This is a genomic window from Streptomyces sp. NPDC033966 (assembly GCF_055575955.1).
The window spans coordinates 36,079-53,612 of record NZ_JBVIRQ010000025.1 but is presented as its reverse complement, the minus strand read 5'-3'; the positions used below and the strand labels follow the sequence as shown (position 1 = coordinate 53,612).

Below are 17,534 nucleotides of genomic sequence, written 5' to 3'. Positions count from 1 at the left end.
CGTGGCCAAGAGCTTCGGCGGCAAGTACACCGAGTTCGCCCCCGGCACCGCCGGCCCCGTCAAGCTGGCCCTCTACAAGCGCCGCGCCCTGGCCAGGGACCTCGGAGTCCCCGTCGACGGCACCGGCTCGCACCGCATCGTCCTCGGCGGCACCACCGGCACGTTCACGGACCCGGACGGCTTCGCCTGGGAAGCCGCCGAGCAGTCCGCCCCACGCCGTCCTGACGCACGGTCCTGACCGGCGGCCACGCTGGCGATGAGAGGGGCCTCACCCGCGTGACCAGGCGCGTATCCCCCGCAGGCCCGTCACGCCCCCTGGAAGGCCAGGGCCAGCACCTCGGTCAGGCGCTGCTTCAGCGCCGCTGCGTGGGGCGGGCGCACGGGGGCGGGAGCGCCGTCGGCCCGGACACCCGTGTCAGTGAGGAGGTAGAGCATCCGCAGCGTGCGCATGGCGTTGGAGGTGTGCGCGGCCACGGTGGGGGCGCCGCGCCGGCCGGGGGCGAAGTCCGTCTCGATCACGTCCAGCCAGCCGATGGCCTCGGCCTCGGAGAGTTCCGGCCGGGTGAGCGTGCGGGCGATGCCCTGGGCGAGCCGGTCGTCCTCCTGCTGGGCGAAGAGCTCGTCGGTCGGGGCCACGAGCCGCTCCGCCGCCAGCGCGAGCATCACCGTCGGGTCGACCTCCGGATGGAGCCCGAAAGTGCCCAGCAGGTCAGCGCCGTGCGCGACGGCGTGCAGCCAGCCGAGCCCGGGGTCGTACCCGCGCAGGTCCGTCTCGGCTGGGAACCAGCGCTGGAAGGCGGAGAGCCACGCCGGGTCGAAGTCGCCGCGACCGACGATCATGTCGAGCACGAGCGGGGCGAAGGTGCGCGCCTGGATCTCGGAGTCGTCGAACCGGTCGGTCATGACGGCGCCCAGCCTGGCGCGCAGGGGCCTGCCGATGACGTCCCGCTGGATCCACGTCCGCAGCACTGCGTACGGAGCGCCGTCGCGGATGTCCGGGTCGGGGTGGCGGAGGGCCTCGGCCAGTTCGGCGGCGAGGGCGGGCAGTTCGGACGCCGGCGGGGCGGGGCAGTCGTTCTCGTGGAGGTAGAGCCAGCGGGCCGTGTCGATCGGCGGCCTGTCTTCGGTCTTGATCACCGCCCCACCTTCGGGGAGGGACCCCGACAGGACAACCGATTATCGGATGGATGTAGGGCGTGTGGGCTGCCCGGGCCGCACCGGCCCCGGCGATCGGTCCCGCAAGGGACGTCTCGCCAGGACCGCGTGAGCGGCGGGTGAGCGGGCCCGGCGCGATGGCCGGGTACGCGTCAGAGCACCAGGCGGCGGCCATCACGCATGCCGGCCGGGACCATGACGAGGCTGCCGCCACCGTCTCCCGGCAGTCCAGGCTGCGCCCCCACCGGCCCACCGGACCTCGGTGCCGTGATGTCGGCGTGGTCGCCAGGTGAGCCAGCCCCGGCGGGCCGCCTTCAGGCCGGAGGTGAGCGGTCTCAGCGGTTCCTGCTCGGAGGCGGTGAGCCCGCTTCGGGCGTCCTTGGAGCGGTCGGCGCCCAGGGCACGGCGGTCACTTGCCGAGACTGGCGGCCCACTGGCCGCCCTTGGCCTGCCCGGCGGTCACGGTGACCTTCCCGCGGTGACTGATCTCGACGGCATAGAACGGCCGGTCGTCGGGCACGCCCTGGATGCTGAAGGCGAAGGTGCAGGCGCTGCTCTGGTAGGTGCCGCGCGGTAGGGCACCCGTGGCGATCACCGCGCCCTTGTCGTCGTAGACGGTGACCGACGTCCCGGTGCCGATGTCGTTGTATCCACCCCGGCCCCGGCATTCGTCGATGCCGGCGGAACCGACGTTGTCGCTGCCGACCAGGCGGAACGTTCCCGCGAACGTGAAGCTCTGTGTCTTCGGGGGCTCGGGGTCGCCGGTCGCGGCGTAGACCGCGACGGTTCCGAGGACGCCGACGACGGCACCGGCCACCACACAGGCCGCCGGGACAAGCCACTTCCGGGGCGCCCTTGGGGGAGGGGGCGTCCCCTCGGCCTCCGGGAGGGCGGGGAGCGGCGGGGGCTGGGGGTCACTCAACGGGTACTCCTCGGGTGCGTGCCCGCATGGGGGCATCAGGTCATGGGGGTGCGAGCGGTGAGCGGCGTGCTCGAAGGCAGGACGCGTAAGCCGCCGGCAAGGACAGCCGTCACTGCGGCGCCGGGGTCATCCGGGCCAGGCTGCGAAGGCCGCACCGTAGTCGGGGCAGGGGCTTTCCACGCCGGGGCTCTGGGCCCACTCCACCCGCAGCCGCTGGGCGCGCCGGTCGGCGGCCTCACGACGGACCTCCGGCAGGGTACGCGCTCGACGAGACACGGATTGCCATAGGGGCACCCTGCGCTGCCATGTGGCTGAAACCTCTCTGCCGGAGGCCGACGCGGGGCGCGGCGGCGGCCCGGTCTCGACGGCGTTCCCTCCGGCCCTCCCCGTTCGTCCGCCACCACGTCAACAACATGCCGGGCCGGGTACTCCTTCCAGCTCCCCGACCCGGCCGGAGGAATGCGGCCTCTGCGCGACCCGGACGCCGAGGACGACGAGTAACACCAGCGAGCAGACGGCTCTCGGAGGTTTCCGATCAGCGCCCCGAGATCCTCAATAATCTCCTTCTGAGCACGAAGACCTGGGTCACCAACTGGTTGGGGAAATCCATGCCGAACCCTTCAGGCAGCACCGACGGAAATACGAACGGAAGCCCCACGAGTACGGGGGAAGGTGCCCGGTTACCGGGGTCCGTTCCAACTGGACCAGGCACACCCGCCATGGCTCCGCAGCCCACAGCAGTTCCCCCAACCGCGCCCACGCCGGGAACGGCGTCGGCACCCGCCAGCACGTCGGCCACTCCGCCGCCACCCCCTGACGGGCCGGCCGCACCGCCAGCCACCGGCACCCCACCGGTCACTGGCGGCGATCCGAGTGCGCGCTGGCGGCACACCCCCAACATCATCGCCATGGTCGCCGCAGCCGCCACAGTCGTGGGGGTCCCCCTGTTCATCCACTACAGCAACGACTCCTCCGACAGCGGGCACTCACAGGCAAAGAGCGGTGAGGTACAGGCAAGTACTGGTGTGTCAGAGGCCGAACGCCGGCCCAAGCTGAAGGTTTCGCGTGTCGCTGCCTACATCGAGAACGGAATCGATGGTGCCAGGCAGGACACCGAGGGGGCCGGGCCCGAGAAGGAGAAGGATCCGCACGGGCCGCACGTGGACGTGACCTTTGAGAACAGGGCCCCGGGCCCCTCTCTGATCACGAAGGCGACGCTGCGGCTCCGCGAAGCCGGACAACTACCTGGCTGCCACGTGACGGGCGGAGACCTCGCGGTCTCCATGAACTACGACTTCCCGATGCCGTACGAGCTGCCGAAGGCACCCTACGAGAAGACGAAGGACATCAGCTTCATCGTCGAGGACAACAAGGTCGACCGTCTGACCCTCACCATGGGGCCGGAGACGGTCGGGTGGGGGCCGGCCTGGTACGGGGTGGTAGACATCGTCTTCGATCATGACGGCACCAAGACGACCGTCGGCCCCGTCGCCCTCGTCGATGCAGGGGGTGACGGAGAATTCTTTCCCAAGGGCGACACATGGGTCATCGAGAACGTCAACGACCCCGCCTGCCTGGATGAGAATGCCGCCGTGGCGGACCGCCTCGCGAAGATCCCCCACGTCACCCTTTCGAAGGAATTGCAGTCATTGCGGGAGAAGCTCAAATCCATGGGCCACTGAGCTCTCGCCCGGGGGCGAGCAGACTCGTGAGCGCGGCGATCGCCTCCGGGGATGGCTTGAAGTAGCGGCAGACGTTATCGGGTTTCTCATGCCGGGACTTGGCCATGAGCATCAGCAGCGACGCGCCTTGTTCCCCGCGGTGGGTCAGGGAGGAGAGGCGGCACCCGTGCAGGTCCCGGCCCGTTCCGGGCCGCGTACCGCAGTGTGCTCGTCCAGCGGCGCGCGGGCCTGCCCGGTGCCCGGCGCGACCGCCTACGCGGCGAGCTCCCCCGGAGCCGCCGTGCCGGACGCGGGCCGGGGCGATGTGCCTCCTTGGCCGGTCCATCTGGCGGGCGGCTGGTTCCGGATGGGCGGCGACGATACGAATGCTCATGAGTGACATGTGGTGTTGTGGCGAAAATGTCGGTTTCATCCACCGACAATGATCGGATGGATGCACGGTGGGTGTCCGAGAAGAACGTGCTGCCGCTCCTCGGCCAGCTGCGCGGCTATTCGGCGCGCTGGGCGCGTGCCGACGCGGTTACGGGATTCGCCGTCGCGGTGATGCTCGTGCCGCAGGCTCTGGCGTACGGGCAGCTGGCCGGCCTCGGTCCGGCCGCCGGTCTGTACACCGCGGTGGGGGGCATGGCGGTGTTCGCCCTGCTGACGTCCACCCGGGGGGTGTCCGTCGGCCCTTCGTCGACCTTGGCGATCATGACGTTCGCCGCGGTGAGTGCCCGGGCCGGAGGCGACGCCGACCGGATGGCGTCACTGGCGGCCTGTCTGGCGCTCCTGACGGGTGTTCTGCTGTTGCCGTCCGGGCGGCTGCGGGGACTCACCAATTTCCTGTCGGCGCCGGTGATGCTCGGGTACGCGGCAGGGACGGGTGTGGAAGTCGTGGCCAGTCAGGTGGGCACGCTGGTGGGGGTGAAGACCTCCAGCGACCGTCCGCTGGTCAGGGTGTGGGAGGTGCTCACCCACGTGGACCAGGTGCAGCTGGTGACCGCCGCGGTGGGTCTTGCCGCGCTGGCCGCGCTCGTGGTGCTGAAACGGGTCCTGCCGGCGGTGCCCGGCTCGCTCGTCGTCTGTGCGGTGGCGGTCGTGGTATCGGCCGCGGCGGGGCTGTCGGGGCACGGTGTGGCGGTGGCCGGGCGGGTTGTCGGTGGCTTGCCCGTTCCGGCCTGGCCGGATGTGACCGTCGGGGACGTGTGGGCGTTGCTGCCGCCCGCGGCCGGCATGGCCATGATCATTTCGATCGAGGCGGTGGACGCCCTCCGTGCGGCCGATGCGGGTTCCCGGCAGCAGGCCTCGCTGGCGCGGGAGTCGCTGGCCCTGGGCGTGGCGAGCGCGGGTGCGGGTGTGCTGGGAGGTTTCGCGCCGACGGCGAAGGACCCCCAGCGCGGGGCCCGCTCGCAGTTGTTCCAGCTGGTGGGCGCCGGTTTCGTGGTGTTCGCATTGATCACCGGTGGTCCGGTGATCGGGCTGCTTCCGCTGACGGTGCTGGCTGCGGTGGTCATCGTGTCGGGCTTCCGGCTGATCGACGCCGCGGGATTCGTGCGGCTGTGGCGCGGTTGGCGCGGGGAGTGCGTGCTGGCGTTCGCCGCTGCGGTCAGTGTGGTGGCGTTGGGCGTCCTGCAGGGATTGCTGGTCGCCGTCCTCCTCGCGCTGGGACAGTTGCTCCGCCGCACCGCCTGGCCGCGTGACGCCGTACTGGCCGTCCCCGATGACGGCGGGGTGCCGCGCGAGCTGGCGCCGGGCGAGTCCGCCTTCTCCGACGTGCTGATCTACCGGGTGGACGCGCCGCTCTTCTTCGCCAACATCAACCGGGTCCACCAGCGGGTCCTGTCCCTCGCCGGGGCGCGGGCACCATATCCGCGGTACGTGGTCCTGGACGCCGAGGCGGTGTTCTACCTCGATTCCACCGCGGCGGAGGTCCTGGCACAGCTGACCGCCGACCTGCGGGAGCACGGCAGCGAGCTCGTCCTGGCCCGTCCCCGGGACCGAGTCCTGGCAGCGCTGCGCGCCAGTCCGTTCCGGGACGGTGCCACCCGGCAGCTCCGTGTCTTCTCCTCCGTCCGCGAGGCGTACGCCGCCTTGCGGGAGCCAAAAGAAGGGTGACGCATGTCCGGCAGTCGTATGGGTGGAGGGTGTTGCAGCCCGTCCCGGCCACGTACGGGGGCGCCGGTGGCCGCGCCGCCGTCCGGCGCCGGGCGGGTGTCTCCCGGGGGGAGCGGTCCGGGCAGGGAGCGCGGGATGGTGCGGCTGGACGCGGCGAGGTTCCTGATGGGCGCTGCGGACCAGTGGGTGGTGCCGGGTGATGGCGAGGGGCCGGTCCGTGAGGTGGAGCTCGCGCCGTACTGGATCGACCGGTGCGCGGTCTCCAACGCCGACTTCGGCGCCTTCGTGGCCGCGACGGGGTACGTGACGGACGCGGAGCGGTACGGCTGGTCGTTCGTCTTCGCCGGGCTGCTGCCGCCCGGGTTCCCCGACACCCGGGGCGTTGCCCAGGCGCCGTGGTGGCGTCAGGTCCACGGGGCGTGCTGGCGCCGTCCGGAAGGCGCCGGCTCCGATGCCGCGGACCGCAGTAGCCATCCCGTGGTGCACGTGTCGTGGGACGACGCCGCCGCGTACGCGGCGTGGGCGGGCAAGCGGCTGCCGACCGAGGCGGAGTGGGAGTACGCCGCCCGGGGCGGGCTGGAGCAGGCCGCGTTCCCCTGGGGAGACGAACTGGAGCCGGGCGGTGAGCGCCGGATGAACGTGTGGCAGGGCCGCTTCCCCGGCCACCACACCCGCCCGGACGGCTGGTACGGCACCGCGCCGGTGACCGCCTACCCGCCCAATGGCCACGGCCTGTACAACGTGTGCGGCAACGTCTGGGAGTGGTGCGCCGACTGGTACTCGCCCACCACCTACGCGCGTGGTGGGCGCCAGAACCCGTCCGGCCCGGCCTCGGGTACCGCCCGGGTGATCCGCGGCGGGTCCTACCTGTGCCACGCCTCCTACTGCCGCCGCTACCGGGTGGCCGCCCGCAGCTCCAGCACGCCCGACAGCAGCACCGGCCACCAGGGCTTCCGCTGTGCGGCGGACGACCGGCAGGAAGACGCCCCGCCCAACGGCGGCGGTGTCAGTCGCGCATGAACATGGCGGCGAACTCCTTCTCCAGATCCGCGAAGGGCTCCCCGCTGACGTCCACCGCCACCTGCTCGATCGTCCCGCCGATGAACGGGAACGGCGCGGCGTAGTCGGTGGAGACCGGCTGGCCGCTGTCGCGCCCGACCGTCAGCCCCTCCCCGACCATCGAGAAGGCGCCCGGCTGGGTCTTGATGTCACCCTGGCCGACCTGCCGTTCGTCGATGTGGAGGGTGAGCGTGCCCAGCATGCTGCCCTGGCTGTCCGGCCGGCCGGCGGTGAACGTCGCAGAAAGGAGGTGGCTGCCGGGGCGGACCGGCTCCGAGGAGACGATCTTCTGTTCCACGCTGCCGAGCCAGTTGTAGACGTAGTGCAGGCGCCCGTCCTTGAGGAACAGGCTGTGGCCGCCGAACCGGCCGCCGTGGGCGAAGAGCACGCCCTGTGCCTCGGGGGTGTCCAGGAGTACCTCGGCCACGATGGAGTAGGAGCGTCTGCGGATGTTGACCGCCACGGACTCCGGCACGTCGGAGCAGTCGGGGTAGTAGAGGTACCGCTCGCGCGGCTTTGCGAGCTGGGGCCGCGGGGAGCCCATGACTTCCACGACGCCGCGGTCGTCCAGCGGCAGACCGTTGTACTTGGCGGCCTCCTGCGCCCACATGCGCTTGAGCTCTTCGAGCTTCTCCGGATGCTCGGCGGCCAGGTCCCGGCTCTCGGAGCGGTCCTCGCGCAGGTGGTACAGCTCCCAGACGTCCTCGTCGTAGCGGCCCCACGCCGACGGGACCGGCGGGTGCAGGGCCGTGGCGTGCCAGCCGTCGTGCCAGATCCCGCGGGTGCCGAGCATGACGTAGAACTGCGTCTGCCGGGGCTCGGGGGCCTGCGGGTCCTCCAGGAGGGCCCGGAAGCTGGCGCCTTCCAGGGGGCTCTGCTTGAAGCCCTTCACCTCGGCCGGCGGCTCGATGCCCATCAGGTCGTACAGGGTGGGCACGATGTCGACGGCGTGCAGGTACTGGTGACGGACCTCGCCCCGCGCCTTGATGCCCTTGGGCCACGAGATGATCATCGGGTCGGCGATGCCGCCCTCGTAGGAGGCCCACCGCTTCCAGTACTTGAACGGGGTGTTGAACGCCCAGGCCCACCCCGTCGGGTAGTGGTTGTAGGTGGTCGGGCTGCCCAGCTCGTCGATGTGGCGGAGGTTCTCGGCCATGTCGTCCGGCACACCGTTGAAGAAGTTGTTCTCGTTCAACGAGCCGTCCGGGCCGCCCTCCCCGCTGGCGCCGTTGTCCGAGACCGCGACGATGATCGTGTTCTCCAGCTGCCCGGACTTCTCCAGGTAGTCCAGTACCCGCCCGATCTGCTCGTCGGTGTACGAGACGAACCCGGCGAACACCTCGGCCATCCGGGTGAACAGGCGCTTCTCCTCGGCGTTCAGCGACTCCCAGGGACGCACGAACTCTCCCTCGGGCCACGGCTTCCCGCTGGGACTGGACGCGTCCGGCTCGCCGTGCGGATTGATCGGCGTGAGCTCGGTGCCCTCCGGCATGATGCCCAGCTCGATCTGCCGCTGCAGCGTGAGCTGCCGGTACACCTCGTACCCGTCGCCGAACCTGCCCGCGTACCGGTCCGCCCACTCGCTCGGCACGTGATGGGGAGCGTGCCCCGCGCCCGGGCAGAAGTAGTTGAACCAGGGCTTGTCCGGGGCGATCACCTTGGCGTCCCGGATGAACTGGATCGCCTTGTCCGCCAGGTCCTTCGACAGGTGATATCCCTGATCCGGGAGGTACGGGGGCTCGATGCGGTGGTTGTCGTAGGCCAGGTCCGGGGTGTACTGGTCGGTCTCGCCGCCGAGGAATCCGTAGAAGCGCTCGAACCCGCGGCCCAGCGGCCAGTACCGCTTGGAGGACGCCATATTGGCCTCCTCACCCGGGCACATGTGCCACTTGCCCAGGGCGTAGGTGTTCCATCCCCGCTCGACCAGCACCTCCGCCAGGGTGGCGTTCTCGAACGGCATCCGGCCGTTGGACGCGGGGAACCCGCTGGTGGCCTCCATGACGCAGGCCACGCCGTTGCTGGTCGCGTTCCGGCCCGTCAGCAGACACGCCCGGGTCGGGGAGCACAGTGCGGTGGTGTGGAAGTTGGTGAACTTCACGCCCATGTCCGCGATCCGGCGCATCGCCGGAGCCTCCACCAGCCCGCCGAAGACGTCGAAGGTTCCGAAGCCGACGTCGTCCCACACCAGGTACAGCACGTTCGGCGCGCCCTCGGGAGCCTGCGGCTCCGCGTACGGCTCCCAGTCCGGCACCGACTCCCGGATGTCCTGCTGAATCACTCCCTTGAAGGCCCCAGCCATTCCTGTCTCCTCGGATTCGCGGCGGGCACGGGCTCTAGCACCGTAAGTCCGCCGGCAGGACCGGGCCCCTGCTGACGCCCGCGAGTAGCCCGAGAGGGCACCGGCCGCCCCCGAAGGCCGAACCTCGTACCCCTTCCGGAGCACCGGTGCTGCGCACGTGGCACGAAGGCTCGACGATGGCGCCATGACGCACCGGCTGCGCTCGGAAGACCCGGGGTTCCTCGCACGCGCACCCGTCCGGCAGGCATGCACCCGCGACCTCCATACGCCGGCGGACCTCCTCTTCGAGCAGCTCGCCGGCCGGCCGCAGGACTGGCCGCGCTGGCTCGGTTTCGCGCGGGAATGCCAGTACCAGGGAGCACCCCCGTTCGGCATCGGCACGACGCGGCACCTGCGCGTCGCCGGCGGCCTTCGATTCCATGAGGCCGTCATCGCCTGGGACCCGGGCGAGCGCTTCGCCTACCGTGTCGAGGAGACGAACGTGCCCGGCATCACGGCGATGATGGAGGAGTGGAGACTGACCCCGCTGTCCCGGACGGCGACCAGGGTCAGCTGGACCATGGCCGCCGACGGCCCCCGGCCCGTCCGCCTGATGATGCGCGCCGGCCGCAGCCGTGTGGAGAAGACCTTCGGCAAAGCGATGCGGCGTCTGGACCGCATGCCGCGCTCACCACGACAGGAACCGTGCGGCTGATGCAGTAGCACGAGTACGGGGGCGCGCAGTCTGCCCTTGCCCACTGACAGGCCGTCCTCGTCTCGCAAGCAGAACCATGGTCCTGAAGCAGGCATCCGGGCGTTTCCAAAACGCGGTTCTGGCACAGAGTGCGGTGCCCGGACAGGCATCGGGTCGGCCAGGACGCGTAGGTTGGGGTGAAGCACAGCTCGACCTCGTTTCGGACCGCCCACGTGCGGATTCTCCCATTCAGGCGGGCGGAGAGGTTGTCGAGGATCACGTAGATCGGGGCGCCGTCCTGGCGGCCTGCTCGATCTTCGCGAAGTAGGCTGCACGGGCTTCCTCGTCGATCGGCTGCTCGTTTTCGGCACGCACCCCGGTCCGGCCGTCGACGCCCTCGCGCAGGATGTCGGCGTGCCCGGCATGCCGGATGGTCTCGCCGAGGACATGGACCATGATGGCGAACAGGTTCGTGTTCGGATAAGGCTCCGACCACCAGGGCACGTGGCCGGGGGCATCGAGGGCAAGCTCGTTGATCGTCGCGTCCGAGTGTTCCCACGTGCGCCGGTAGAACCCGACGATCTGATCGCGCGTCTCGTTCTCGGCCGCCCATTGATCGCTGCCGTCGGAGTCCTGCCACCGGCACAGCGGTTCCGGAGAAGGGCGGTCGAAGACCTCACCGAAGTACCTGGCCTCGACCGTGGCCACGTGTTTGACCAGGCCGAGGAGGTTGGTCCCGGTCGCTGTAAGAGGCCGGCGGGCGTCGTATTCGGACAAGCCGTCGAGCTTCCAGAGCAGCGCCTCACGGTCCCGCCGCAGTCTCTTGTGCAGGTTGTCCTTCGCGAACTCATCGATCATGCGACACGAGCCTGCCATGGGCTGCCCATGGTCTCAAGATCCCGTACGCGGTCCGCAACGACCGGCGGAGCCGTGGTCAGCCATGGTCACCGACCTGCTGCAAGGAGCTCAGGAACGTGTCCACGTGAGACAACCTCTCAGCTTGCCGTAGCCATCCAAGAAGTGGTGGACGCTGACTCGGCCCTGCTCCTTGTCCAGGATCGCTGGGGCGTCATCCCGGTAGACGTAGCGAATATATCGGCCGGCGGCTGAAGCAGACTGCCGGGCCTGGGCGGAGTCCGGTGCGAAGGCCGCCGTCGGCAACACGATGACCACCGCCGGTGGCGGCTACCCGGGTACCGGGCTCGTCATGCCGCGTCGCCGCGGCAAGGGAGATGATCTGCCCGGCTGGAAACGGGCACACAACAAGTGCCACACATCGGTTCGCGCCCGCGTCGAGCACGCCTTCGCCCGGATGAGGACCTGGAAGATCCTGCACAACCTCGCCCTCACCGGATGGCCCCACCCTGCGGGGGAGCGGGGGCGCGGGCGGGGTCGCCTTGTTCGAACGGCGTCGCACGGTAGCTGTGCTCGGACAGTGAACTTGGACCGGTTGTCATCGGAGTCGGATCCTGGGCTCTTGTCAGTGGGGTGCGCTTTCCTGTCCTCCATGGAGTTCACCCATTCGATGCTCGACAACCTGCTGGACCGGATCCCCGGGCCGAGCGGGGTTCTGTACCTCTCGCAGGACACCGACCCCCACGCTCTGGTCGAGAAGCTGGCATCCCGTCACGGGAAACCACGGACCTTCGTCCTGGACGGCATCACGGAACCGGGCGTGAGCGAGGCTCATGGCGCAGGTCTCCTCGACCTCCTCGAAGGCCGTGCCGAGACGGTAGTGGCCTGGGCTCATGGGGGACAGTGGCTCGGCGCGGGGACCGCACTGGATGCTCAGGGCGACATCGTGCCGGTGCTGGCGGTCATCCCGCGGCAGGTACACGTGCTGCCTGCGGGGATCGCCGGCCAGGACGAAGACTGGGTCGAGCGGCTCATCGGCATCACCGGCTGGATCCTGCCGCCCCAGCGACCGGACGTCGACTGGGCGCACATCGAGGCGCGCATGGGCACGCCTCTTCCCCGCGACTACAAGCGCATGGTGGAGACGTTCGGGGAGGGCGCCTTCGACGCGTACCTCCGTCTGAACCAGGAACCGTGGACTGACTGGAAGGAAGACGGCCTGCTCGTCTGGGCAGGCACCGAGCACGAGAATCTGTACTGCTGGCAGATCGACGACGGAGACCCTGACCACTGGCCCGTCGCCATACAGACATTTGACGGCGAGAACGTTCCCTTCGACTGTTCAACCGCAGAGTTCGTCTGCCGCATCCTCCTTGAGAAGGACCACCCCTTCACCATGGCCCACTACTTCGACACCCACTGGTTCATGACCTACCGCACGAACGCATGAAGCCTCCCGGCTATCGCTACGGCGACGGCCACGGCCACTCAGGAAACCGGTCCAAGTTCGGTGGCAACCGATCTGGGGCGGAAGGGTACGGGACAGCCTTTAGGGACAAGGTGGTCATCCCTTACCGCTAACCGCTGCCCGATTGATCCCCGAGGCCGGGCCGGATGGCCGGCCGGCTCTGCCGCCAGCCCCAGAGAGGTCTCAGCACAAGCTGCTCCACCTCATGGAGATATATGGGCCGATGCGTCGACCCGCCCTCCCGATACGGGCGGGCCAACCCCTGCTTCGTTGTCAGTGGTGTGTGGTGGGATAGCCGGACTCTGCTGCCGTGACCTGCTGGGAATCCGCCTTGATGCCCGTGTACTCGTCGTTGACTCATGCCTTGGCCGAGGCTCTGGTCGATGTCCTGTGGTTCGTCGAGCGCAGTGAAGACGAACAGATGGATCCGGACGACGCCGTCAAGGTCATGGAGGGCGTCGCCCACTTGGTCAGCAAGCTGTCGAGCGAACAGCGGAACGAGTTGATCGACCTGCTGGGGACGATGGCCGACGCCGAGTCCGACCTGGCGCGGCGCGAGTTTCTGGAGGGGTTCCCGGAAGGCTTCGGGCTCCTTGAGGATGGGGTCTGACCTGTGCCTTAGGAATAGAGCAAGACGCGTTCGCGGAGAAGGGCGAAGCCGGCCCGGCCGAACATCTGGCGTTTGAGCATCTTGATTAGGTTGACGTGGCCTTCGACGACGCCTGAGCTCCAGGGCAGGGTGAGACCGGCGATGACCGCATCGCGGTCACGGCCGATACCTGCGGCGAGTGAGTGGAGGCCGGGGAGGTCGTCTCGCCGGACGGCATCGAGCCACTGCGGCAGCCGTTCGCCCTGGCGCTCAGTGAGCATCTGACCGGCTACGGCGCGGCCTGAGCGGTTGTCTGCCGGGGCCCGAAGGCGCGCGGTGGCGCGGCTGCGGGCCCCGTCGGGGTGCTGCTCAGCGGGCGATGGTCCACTGCTGGCCCTGGGAACCGTCGCAGGTCCACACGCCGAGCTTCTTGTAGTCCTCGTGGTAGGTCAGGCAGTCCTGGTCACTGATCCTGATCTGATAGGTGTCGCCCTTGATGGGGATGACCTCCCACTTCTGGGCGGCGCCGCCCTTCCAGGCGGTGATGGACGCGAAGTAGGTGCTCGTGTTCTCGGTGAGGACCGGACCGAGGCCGTTGGCGATCTCGTAGCGGCCGCCGCCCGCCTCCTTGAACGTCCACGTGGAGTTGGTGTCACCCAGCTTCCCCGCGACCACCGTCGAGCCGGAGGCGGCGTTCGTCGCGGCAGCCCCGAGGTTGTTGACGGTCTTCAGGCGCACCGGGACGCCGACGGGCGGGCGGCCTGATCCGGAGGGCGTCGTTGCCGCGCTGTCGGCGCGGAAGCCGGGACGGGGGCCGGGCTGGGCAGGTACGCCCGGCGTGATGGGGGTGTCGCCGGGACCGGGCGTCTCGCCCTTGGGGACGCCGGGGGTCGTGGCCGGCACCATCGTGGGGCGGAAGTCGACGGTGGAGCCGTTGCGGTCCCACAGGCCGTAGAAGCCCCAGTTGATCCATCCGCCGTCGCCGTGGTTGGTGAAGCTGCCGCCGCCGGAGAAGATCCAGATCCGGTAGGTCTGGTCCTCGCGCGAGGTCGCGTCGTTGTACTCGATGTCGCCCTGGTACGCCACGTCCTTGAGGTTCGCGGTGTAGGGGTGGACGAACCAGGGGTCCCCGAAGGCGTTCTTGCCCTTGACGTCGAAAATCATGATGTTGTAATTGCCGCCGGTGTGGTTCGTCAGCATCTCGAGCAGGCCCTTGACGAACCCCTCGCGGGCCAGCTTCTTGGTCTCACCGCTCTGCTTGGACGCCAGAATGCACCACGACAGCGCGCCGGTGCCGAAAGACCCCGGCGACACGGCGGCCGCGGCGTTGCAGTTCTCGACGGGACCGTTGACCGAGCCGTCCGCGACTGCGGGCTGTGCCAGCCCCCCGACCGCCAGGGCACTCACACAGACAGCGGCCAGAACCGACAGTTTCCTTCTCGAACGCACGGCTTCTCCTCAAAGAGTGGCGAGCACAGCTACGTGCGCCAAGAGCCGTGAAAGGGGCGTCGAGGTACACCCGGTTCCGGACAACCGTCATCCGGCCACAGCGACGGGGGCTGCAACCCGAAGGGAGCGGCGGTGGATCACGAGATGTGCCGGTATCGGGCTGAACTCCCCGGAGCAGAACCAGGCCACGGCCACCGACGGACGCCGGACCGTGTGAGTGACGCCAGCCCGGTGGGGGAGCGGGGCGGGAATCCCGCTAGGGGCAGGCGGCGGCCCGGACGATGAAGGTGGCGCCGGCTTCCGTCCGGAGAGGTCGGCCCCATTGGCCCGACTGGTCCGCAGGGTATTCCCGGGCCCGCCGGTGCGACGGGTGCGACCGGCCCCGCCGAGCCTCCGGATCCATGAGGCTCGGCGGGGCCGGTTCAACTTCAGAGCCTGGTCAGGGCGACGTGAGAGCGTCTCGCTGATCTCCTCGGTGACAGCCATCTGGTGAAGTGAAGGGCGGGACAGCCACACGGTGGCCCGCCAGATGTTCGTCTCCGAGCACACCGTGCGGGACCACCTCAAGTCGGTGTCCGCCGAGATCGTGACGAACAACCGCAGACTGCTGCTGGCCCGCGCACTCGGAACGTGAACCGCGGGCCGCTACCCCGCCTGCTTGACGCAGGTCCGGTCCCTCGCCGGCAGCTTGCCGGTGGCCAGGTACCGGTTGACATGGTCGTCCACGCACGCGTTGCCGTAGCGCCCGTAGAGGGCGTGCCGGTTGGCGCCCTCGAGGGTGACCAGCCTGGAGCTCGGCAGCTGCTTGTGCAGCTCGACGCTTCCCTTGTACGTCGTACGCGGGTCACCGGTGGCGGCGACGATCAGTGCGGGGGCATCGCGCCGCACCCGGGTGGGCTCTTCGCGCGGCGAGTCCCAGAAGGCGCACGGGTTGATGTTGTTGGTCAGAGCGCCGAACAGCGGGTGCGCGGTGCGATTGCGCTCGATGTCCCGCCAGTAGAGCTCGGGATCGCGCGCGGCGGCCACGTCCCCGCAGATGACGGCGGACTGCGCGCCGGTGGGCTCGCCCTCACCGCGCAGCACGTACCGGAGCTCCGGGACGAGCATCGGCGGCACCGTCGTCGGCTGGCCCTCCGCGGCTTCGGCCAGTACGGAAAGCAGCTCGCCGAACGACGCCCGCGCCGGGGCGGTGTCGTCCGCGATGCCCGAGAAGAGGAGGAGCGGCACCTGGCTGTCGTCGATCCGGAAGGCATCGGCGCCGGCGCCGATGGTCAGCGGACCGCGCGTAGCCGCCGCGACGATGCGGTCGACGGCGGCGAGCACCTCGGCGCGGCTGCGGCCGAGGCCGTAGGTGTCGTGGTGCTCCGCGGCCCAGGCGGCCCAATCGGACAGCGCCTTCTCGTTCTCGTGCTCGGTGCCTTTAAGCAGCCGGGGGCGGTAGTCGCTCGGGTTGATCGCCCCGTCCAGCACCATCCGGTCGTGGCGGCCGGGGAACATCTGCATGTAGACCGTGCCCAGGTAGGTGCCGTACGAGTAGCCCAGGAAGGAGATCTTCCGCTCGCCGAGCGTGCCGCGGATGACGTCCATGTCGCGGGCCGTGTTGCGGGTGGTGATGTGCGGGAGCACCGCGGCGTCGGTGGCCCGGCACTTGTCGGCCAGGCTCTTCTGCAGGGCGACCTGGCGGTCGAAGCCCGCCCGGCCGGTGCCGGCGGACAGCCAGGTCATGCCGACGGGCAAGCCGCAGTCCAGCGCGGTGCTGCGCCCGATGAAGCGCGGGTCGAAGCCGACGATGTCGTAGCGCGCGCCGACCTCCTTCATCGACGCGCGGGCCTGCGGCGGGGACTGGAGCGCGGGACCGCCCGGACCGCCGTTGTTGAGGAGGATCGCGCCGATGCGGTGGCGGGTGTCGGTGGCCTTGAGCCGGGAGATCGCCACGGTGATCGTGCGCCCCCGGGGGTCGGCGTAGTCCAGGGGCACGGTCACGTCCGCGCACTGCACGCCTGCCTGGTCCAGATCGCGGCCCGTGGTGTCGTCGGGGCCCTTGACGCAGCTGCCCCAGCCGAGGTGCTGGCGGTAGTACCGGTCCAGTCCGGCCCCGGAGCTGTCCTGGGCGGGGGTCTCGGCGGCCGTGGCCAGGGCGGGGGAGGACGTGAGGCAGGCGGCGAGGGTGAGGCCCACGGCCAAGGCGCGGCGTGCGGCGGGGCTGGCAGTGGTCACGGGGTCTCCTTGAGCATCGTCCGCTTCGTGTGATCGCATGCCCCGAGGCTAGGAACCCGCCCTGGTACGGCACATCGCCCAAGGGCACGAGGACCCCGGTCCTGTGCTTCCCTGGTCCGGGACCTGCGGCCCGGTCCGGCCTCCTCCTCCGGGAGGAGGCCGTCGGCGCGGCTGCGCTGAGGGCCGTCCCGGCCACGCGCCTGCCGTAAGAAGCCGTTGCCATACCGATCATGGACTTGTCGATCGAACGGGAGTCTCGATCGGGTGATCGCGGGCCTTGCCCGGCATGAGAGCAGGGCCTGGCGGTATGCGGGGAAAATCCAGGGGAGCGGACGGCCGCGCCCTGCTACGGTCGGGCGCCATGAGCTGGCTTCCCGATGACTTCGTCCACCCCGTCCTGGTACCGCTGCCGGGCGGTGGTCATCACCTGCGGCCGATCCGGGAGGCGGACACCCCGCTCGACTATCCGGCTGTGATGGGCTCGCGCGAGAGGCTGTGGACTGTCTACGGGCCGGCCTGGGGCTGGCCCGCGGCCACCATGACCTACGAGGCCGACCAGGCCGACCTGTTGCGGCACGAGAAGGAGATCGCCGCGCACCAGTCCTTCAACTACGCGCTGTTCGACGCGGCGGAGACGGTACTGCTCGGCTGTGTCTACGTCGACCCGCCGGAGAGGGCCGGCGCGGACGGCGAGATCTCCTGGTGGGTGGTGGACGAGCTGGTGGGCAGCAAGGTCGAGCAGGCCCTCGACGCGCTGGTGCCGCAGTGGATCGCCGCCGACTGGCCGTTCGAGCAGCCGCGCTTCCTCGGCCTTGAGATCTCCTGGTCGGACTGGCTCGCCCTGCCGCAGCATCCCGACACGTAAGTGACTGCGGCGGTTTCCGCGCGTGGAAGGTGCGCCGGTATCCGTCGGACATGACGGACGCGGAGCGGGCGGCCGCCACGGCGGAGATCATCGACGCGCAGTCAGTGAAGGCCGCGGCCGCCTCACGCGGCTACGACGGCGGGAAGAAGGTGCCGGGCCGCAAGCCCCGTTGAGGACCGTGCGGTCGTCCAGCCGTGGCCGCCC

14 protein-coding genes and 6 pseudogenes are annotated in these 17,534 nt (G+C 70.0%); 11 read left to right on the top strand and 9 right to left on the bottom strand.

Annotated elements, in window-relative coordinates:
* Window positions 1-238, top strand: a 238-nt coding sequence (locus ACZ518_RS37545; RefSeq protein ID WP_469117505.1) for a VOC family protein, incomplete at its 5' end; no start/stop codon positions are given.
* A 68-nt stretch (window positions 239-306) separates the two neighbouring features.
* On the opposite strand, the gene ACZ518_RS37540 is transcribed toward ACZ518_RS37545, so the two are convergent.
* Both ACZ518_RS37540 and ACZ518_RS37535 read right to left on the bottom strand, forming a co-directional pair.
* The gene (locus ACZ518_RS37540; protein ID WP_469117504.1) at window positions 307-1,137 is read right to left on the bottom strand and encodes a DUF2785 domain-containing protein; all 831 of its coding nucleotides are present in this window, start codon (window positions 1,135-1,137) and stop codon (window positions 307-309) included.
* A gap of 427 nt (window positions 1,138-1,564) precedes the next feature.
* A complete protein-coding gene (locus ACZ518_RS37535) occupies window positions 1,565-2,077 on the bottom strand; it encodes a hypothetical protein (RefSeq protein WP_469117503.1) in 513 nt (170 codons plus the stop codon).
* Window positions 2,078-2,985: 908 nt separating this feature from the next.
* On the opposite strand from ACZ518_RS37535, the gene ACZ518_RS37530 reads away from it, so the two are divergent.
* Complete coding sequence (locus ACZ518_RS37530; RefSeq protein WP_469117502.1) at window positions 2,986-3,759, top strand: hypothetical protein; 774 nt, start codon at window positions 2,986-2,988, stop codon at window positions 3,757-3,759.
* Here ACZ518_RS37530 and ACZ518_RS37525 read toward each other — a convergent pair.
* Window positions 3,740-3,993: pseudogene (locus ACZ518_RS37525) on the bottom strand (site-specific integrase); the annotation flags it as partial. The gene ACZ518_RS37530 and the pseudogene ACZ518_RS37525 overlap by 20 nt on opposite strands.
* A gap of 165 nt (window positions 3,994-4,158) precedes the next feature.
* On the opposite strand from ACZ518_RS37525, the gene ACZ518_RS37520 reads away from it, so the two are divergent.
* Both ACZ518_RS37520 and ACZ518_RS37515 read left to right on the top strand, forming a co-directional pair.
* Complete coding sequence (locus ACZ518_RS37520) at window positions 4,159-5,856, top strand: SulP family inorganic anion transporter (RefSeq protein ID WP_469117511.1); 1,698 nt, start codon at window positions 4,159-4,161, stop codon at window positions 5,854-5,856.
* A gap of 18 nt (window positions 5,857-5,874) precedes the next feature.
* Complete coding sequence (locus ACZ518_RS37515) at window positions 5,875-6,876, top strand: formylglycine-generating enzyme family protein (protein ID WP_469117510.1); 1,002 nt, start codon at window positions 5,875-5,877, stop codon at window positions 6,874-6,876.
* On the opposite strand, the gene ACZ518_RS37510 is transcribed toward ACZ518_RS37515, so the two are convergent.
* Entirely contained in the window at window positions 6,863-9,214 is a 2,352-nt protein-coding gene (locus ACZ518_RS37510) for an arylsulfatase (protein ID WP_469117501.1), read from the bottom strand. The genes ACZ518_RS37515 and ACZ518_RS37510 overlap by 14 nt on opposite strands.
* 184 nt (window positions 9,215-9,398) lie before the next feature.
* On the opposite strand from ACZ518_RS37510, the gene ACZ518_RS37505 reads away from it, so the two are divergent.
* Window positions 9,399-9,908 carry an SRPBCC family protein gene (locus ACZ518_RS37505; protein WP_469117500.1) on the top strand — a complete coding sequence of 170 codons (510 nt, stop codon included), beginning with the start codon at window positions 9,399-9,401 and terminating at the stop codon, window positions 9,906-9,908.
* 157 nt (window positions 9,909-10,065) lie between these two features.
* Here ACZ518_RS37505 and ACZ518_RS37500 read toward each other — a convergent pair.
* Together ACZ518_RS37500 and ACZ518_RS37495 are read right to left on the bottom strand one after the other, a co-directional pair.
* Window positions 10,066-10,212: pseudogene (locus ACZ518_RS37500) on the bottom strand (IS630 family transposase); the annotation flags it as partial.
* Window positions 10,164-10,745, bottom strand: a complete 582-nt coding sequence (locus tag ACZ518_RS37495; RefSeq protein ID WP_469117499.1) for a DinB family protein — start codon at window positions 10,743-10,745, stop codon at window positions 10,164-10,166. The pseudogene ACZ518_RS37500 and the gene ACZ518_RS37495, both read right to left, overlap by 49 nt.
* 241 nt (window positions 10,746-10,986) lie before the next feature.
* Here ACZ518_RS37495 and ACZ518_RS37490 point away from each other — a divergent pair.
* The 3 genes and pseudogenes from ACZ518_RS37490 to ACZ518_RS37480 form a co-directional block, all read left to right on the top strand.
* Window positions 10,987-11,241, top strand: a pseudogene (locus ACZ518_RS37490) (transposase family protein); the annotation flags it as partial.
* Window positions 11,242-11,394: 153 nt separating this feature from the next.
* Window positions 11,395-12,192 carry a hypothetical protein gene (locus ACZ518_RS37485; protein WP_469117498.1) on the top strand — a complete coding sequence of 266 codons (798 nt, stop codon included), beginning with the start codon at window positions 11,395-11,397 and terminating at the stop codon, window positions 12,190-12,192.
* A gap of 328 nt (window positions 12,193-12,520) precedes the next feature.
* Window positions 12,521-12,820: a hypothetical protein gene (locus ACZ518_RS37480; protein ID WP_469117497.1), complete on the top strand. Its 300-nt coding sequence runs from the start codon at window positions 12,521-12,523 to the stop codon at window positions 12,818-12,820.
* A gap of 8 nt (window positions 12,821-12,828) precedes the next feature.
* Here the strand turns inward: ACZ518_RS37480 and ACZ518_RS37475 are convergent.
* Both ACZ518_RS37475 and ACZ518_RS37470 read right to left on the bottom strand, forming a co-directional pair.
* Window positions 12,829-13,062, bottom strand: a pseudogene (locus ACZ518_RS37475) (transposase); the annotation flags it as partial.
* A 106-nt stretch (window positions 13,063-13,168) separates the two neighbouring features.
* Window positions 13,169-14,206, bottom strand: a complete 1,038-nt coding sequence (locus ACZ518_RS37470; protein WP_469117496.1) for an RICIN domain-containing protein — start codon at window positions 14,204-14,206, stop codon at window positions 13,169-13,171.
* 550 nt (window positions 14,207-14,756) lie between these two features.
* Here ACZ518_RS37470 and ACZ518_RS37465 point away from each other — a divergent pair.
* A pseudogene (locus ACZ518_RS37465) lies at window positions 14,757-14,882 on the top strand (LuxR family transcriptional regulator); the annotation flags it as partial.
* An 11-nt stretch (window positions 14,883-14,893) separates the two neighbouring features.
* Here ACZ518_RS37465 and ACZ518_RS37460 read toward each other — a convergent pair.
* Window positions 14,894-16,465, bottom strand: coding sequence for an alpha/beta hydrolase (locus ACZ518_RS37460; protein WP_469117495.1), 1,572 nt, complete (start codon window positions 16,463-16,465; stop codon window positions 14,894-14,896).
* 361 nt (window positions 16,466-16,826) lie between these two features.
* Here ACZ518_RS37460 and ACZ518_RS37455 point away from each other — a divergent pair, with 361 nt between their 5' ends.
* Entirely contained in the window at window positions 16,827-17,330 is a 504-nt protein-coding gene (locus tag ACZ518_RS37455; protein WP_469117494.1) for a GNAT family N-acetyltransferase, read from the top strand.
* A gap of 77 nt (window positions 17,331-17,407) precedes the next feature.
* Window positions 17,408-17,494: pseudogene (locus tag ACZ518_RS37450) on the top strand (IS5 family transposase); the annotation flags it as partial.
* Window positions 17,495-17,534 lie beyond the last annotated feature (40 nt).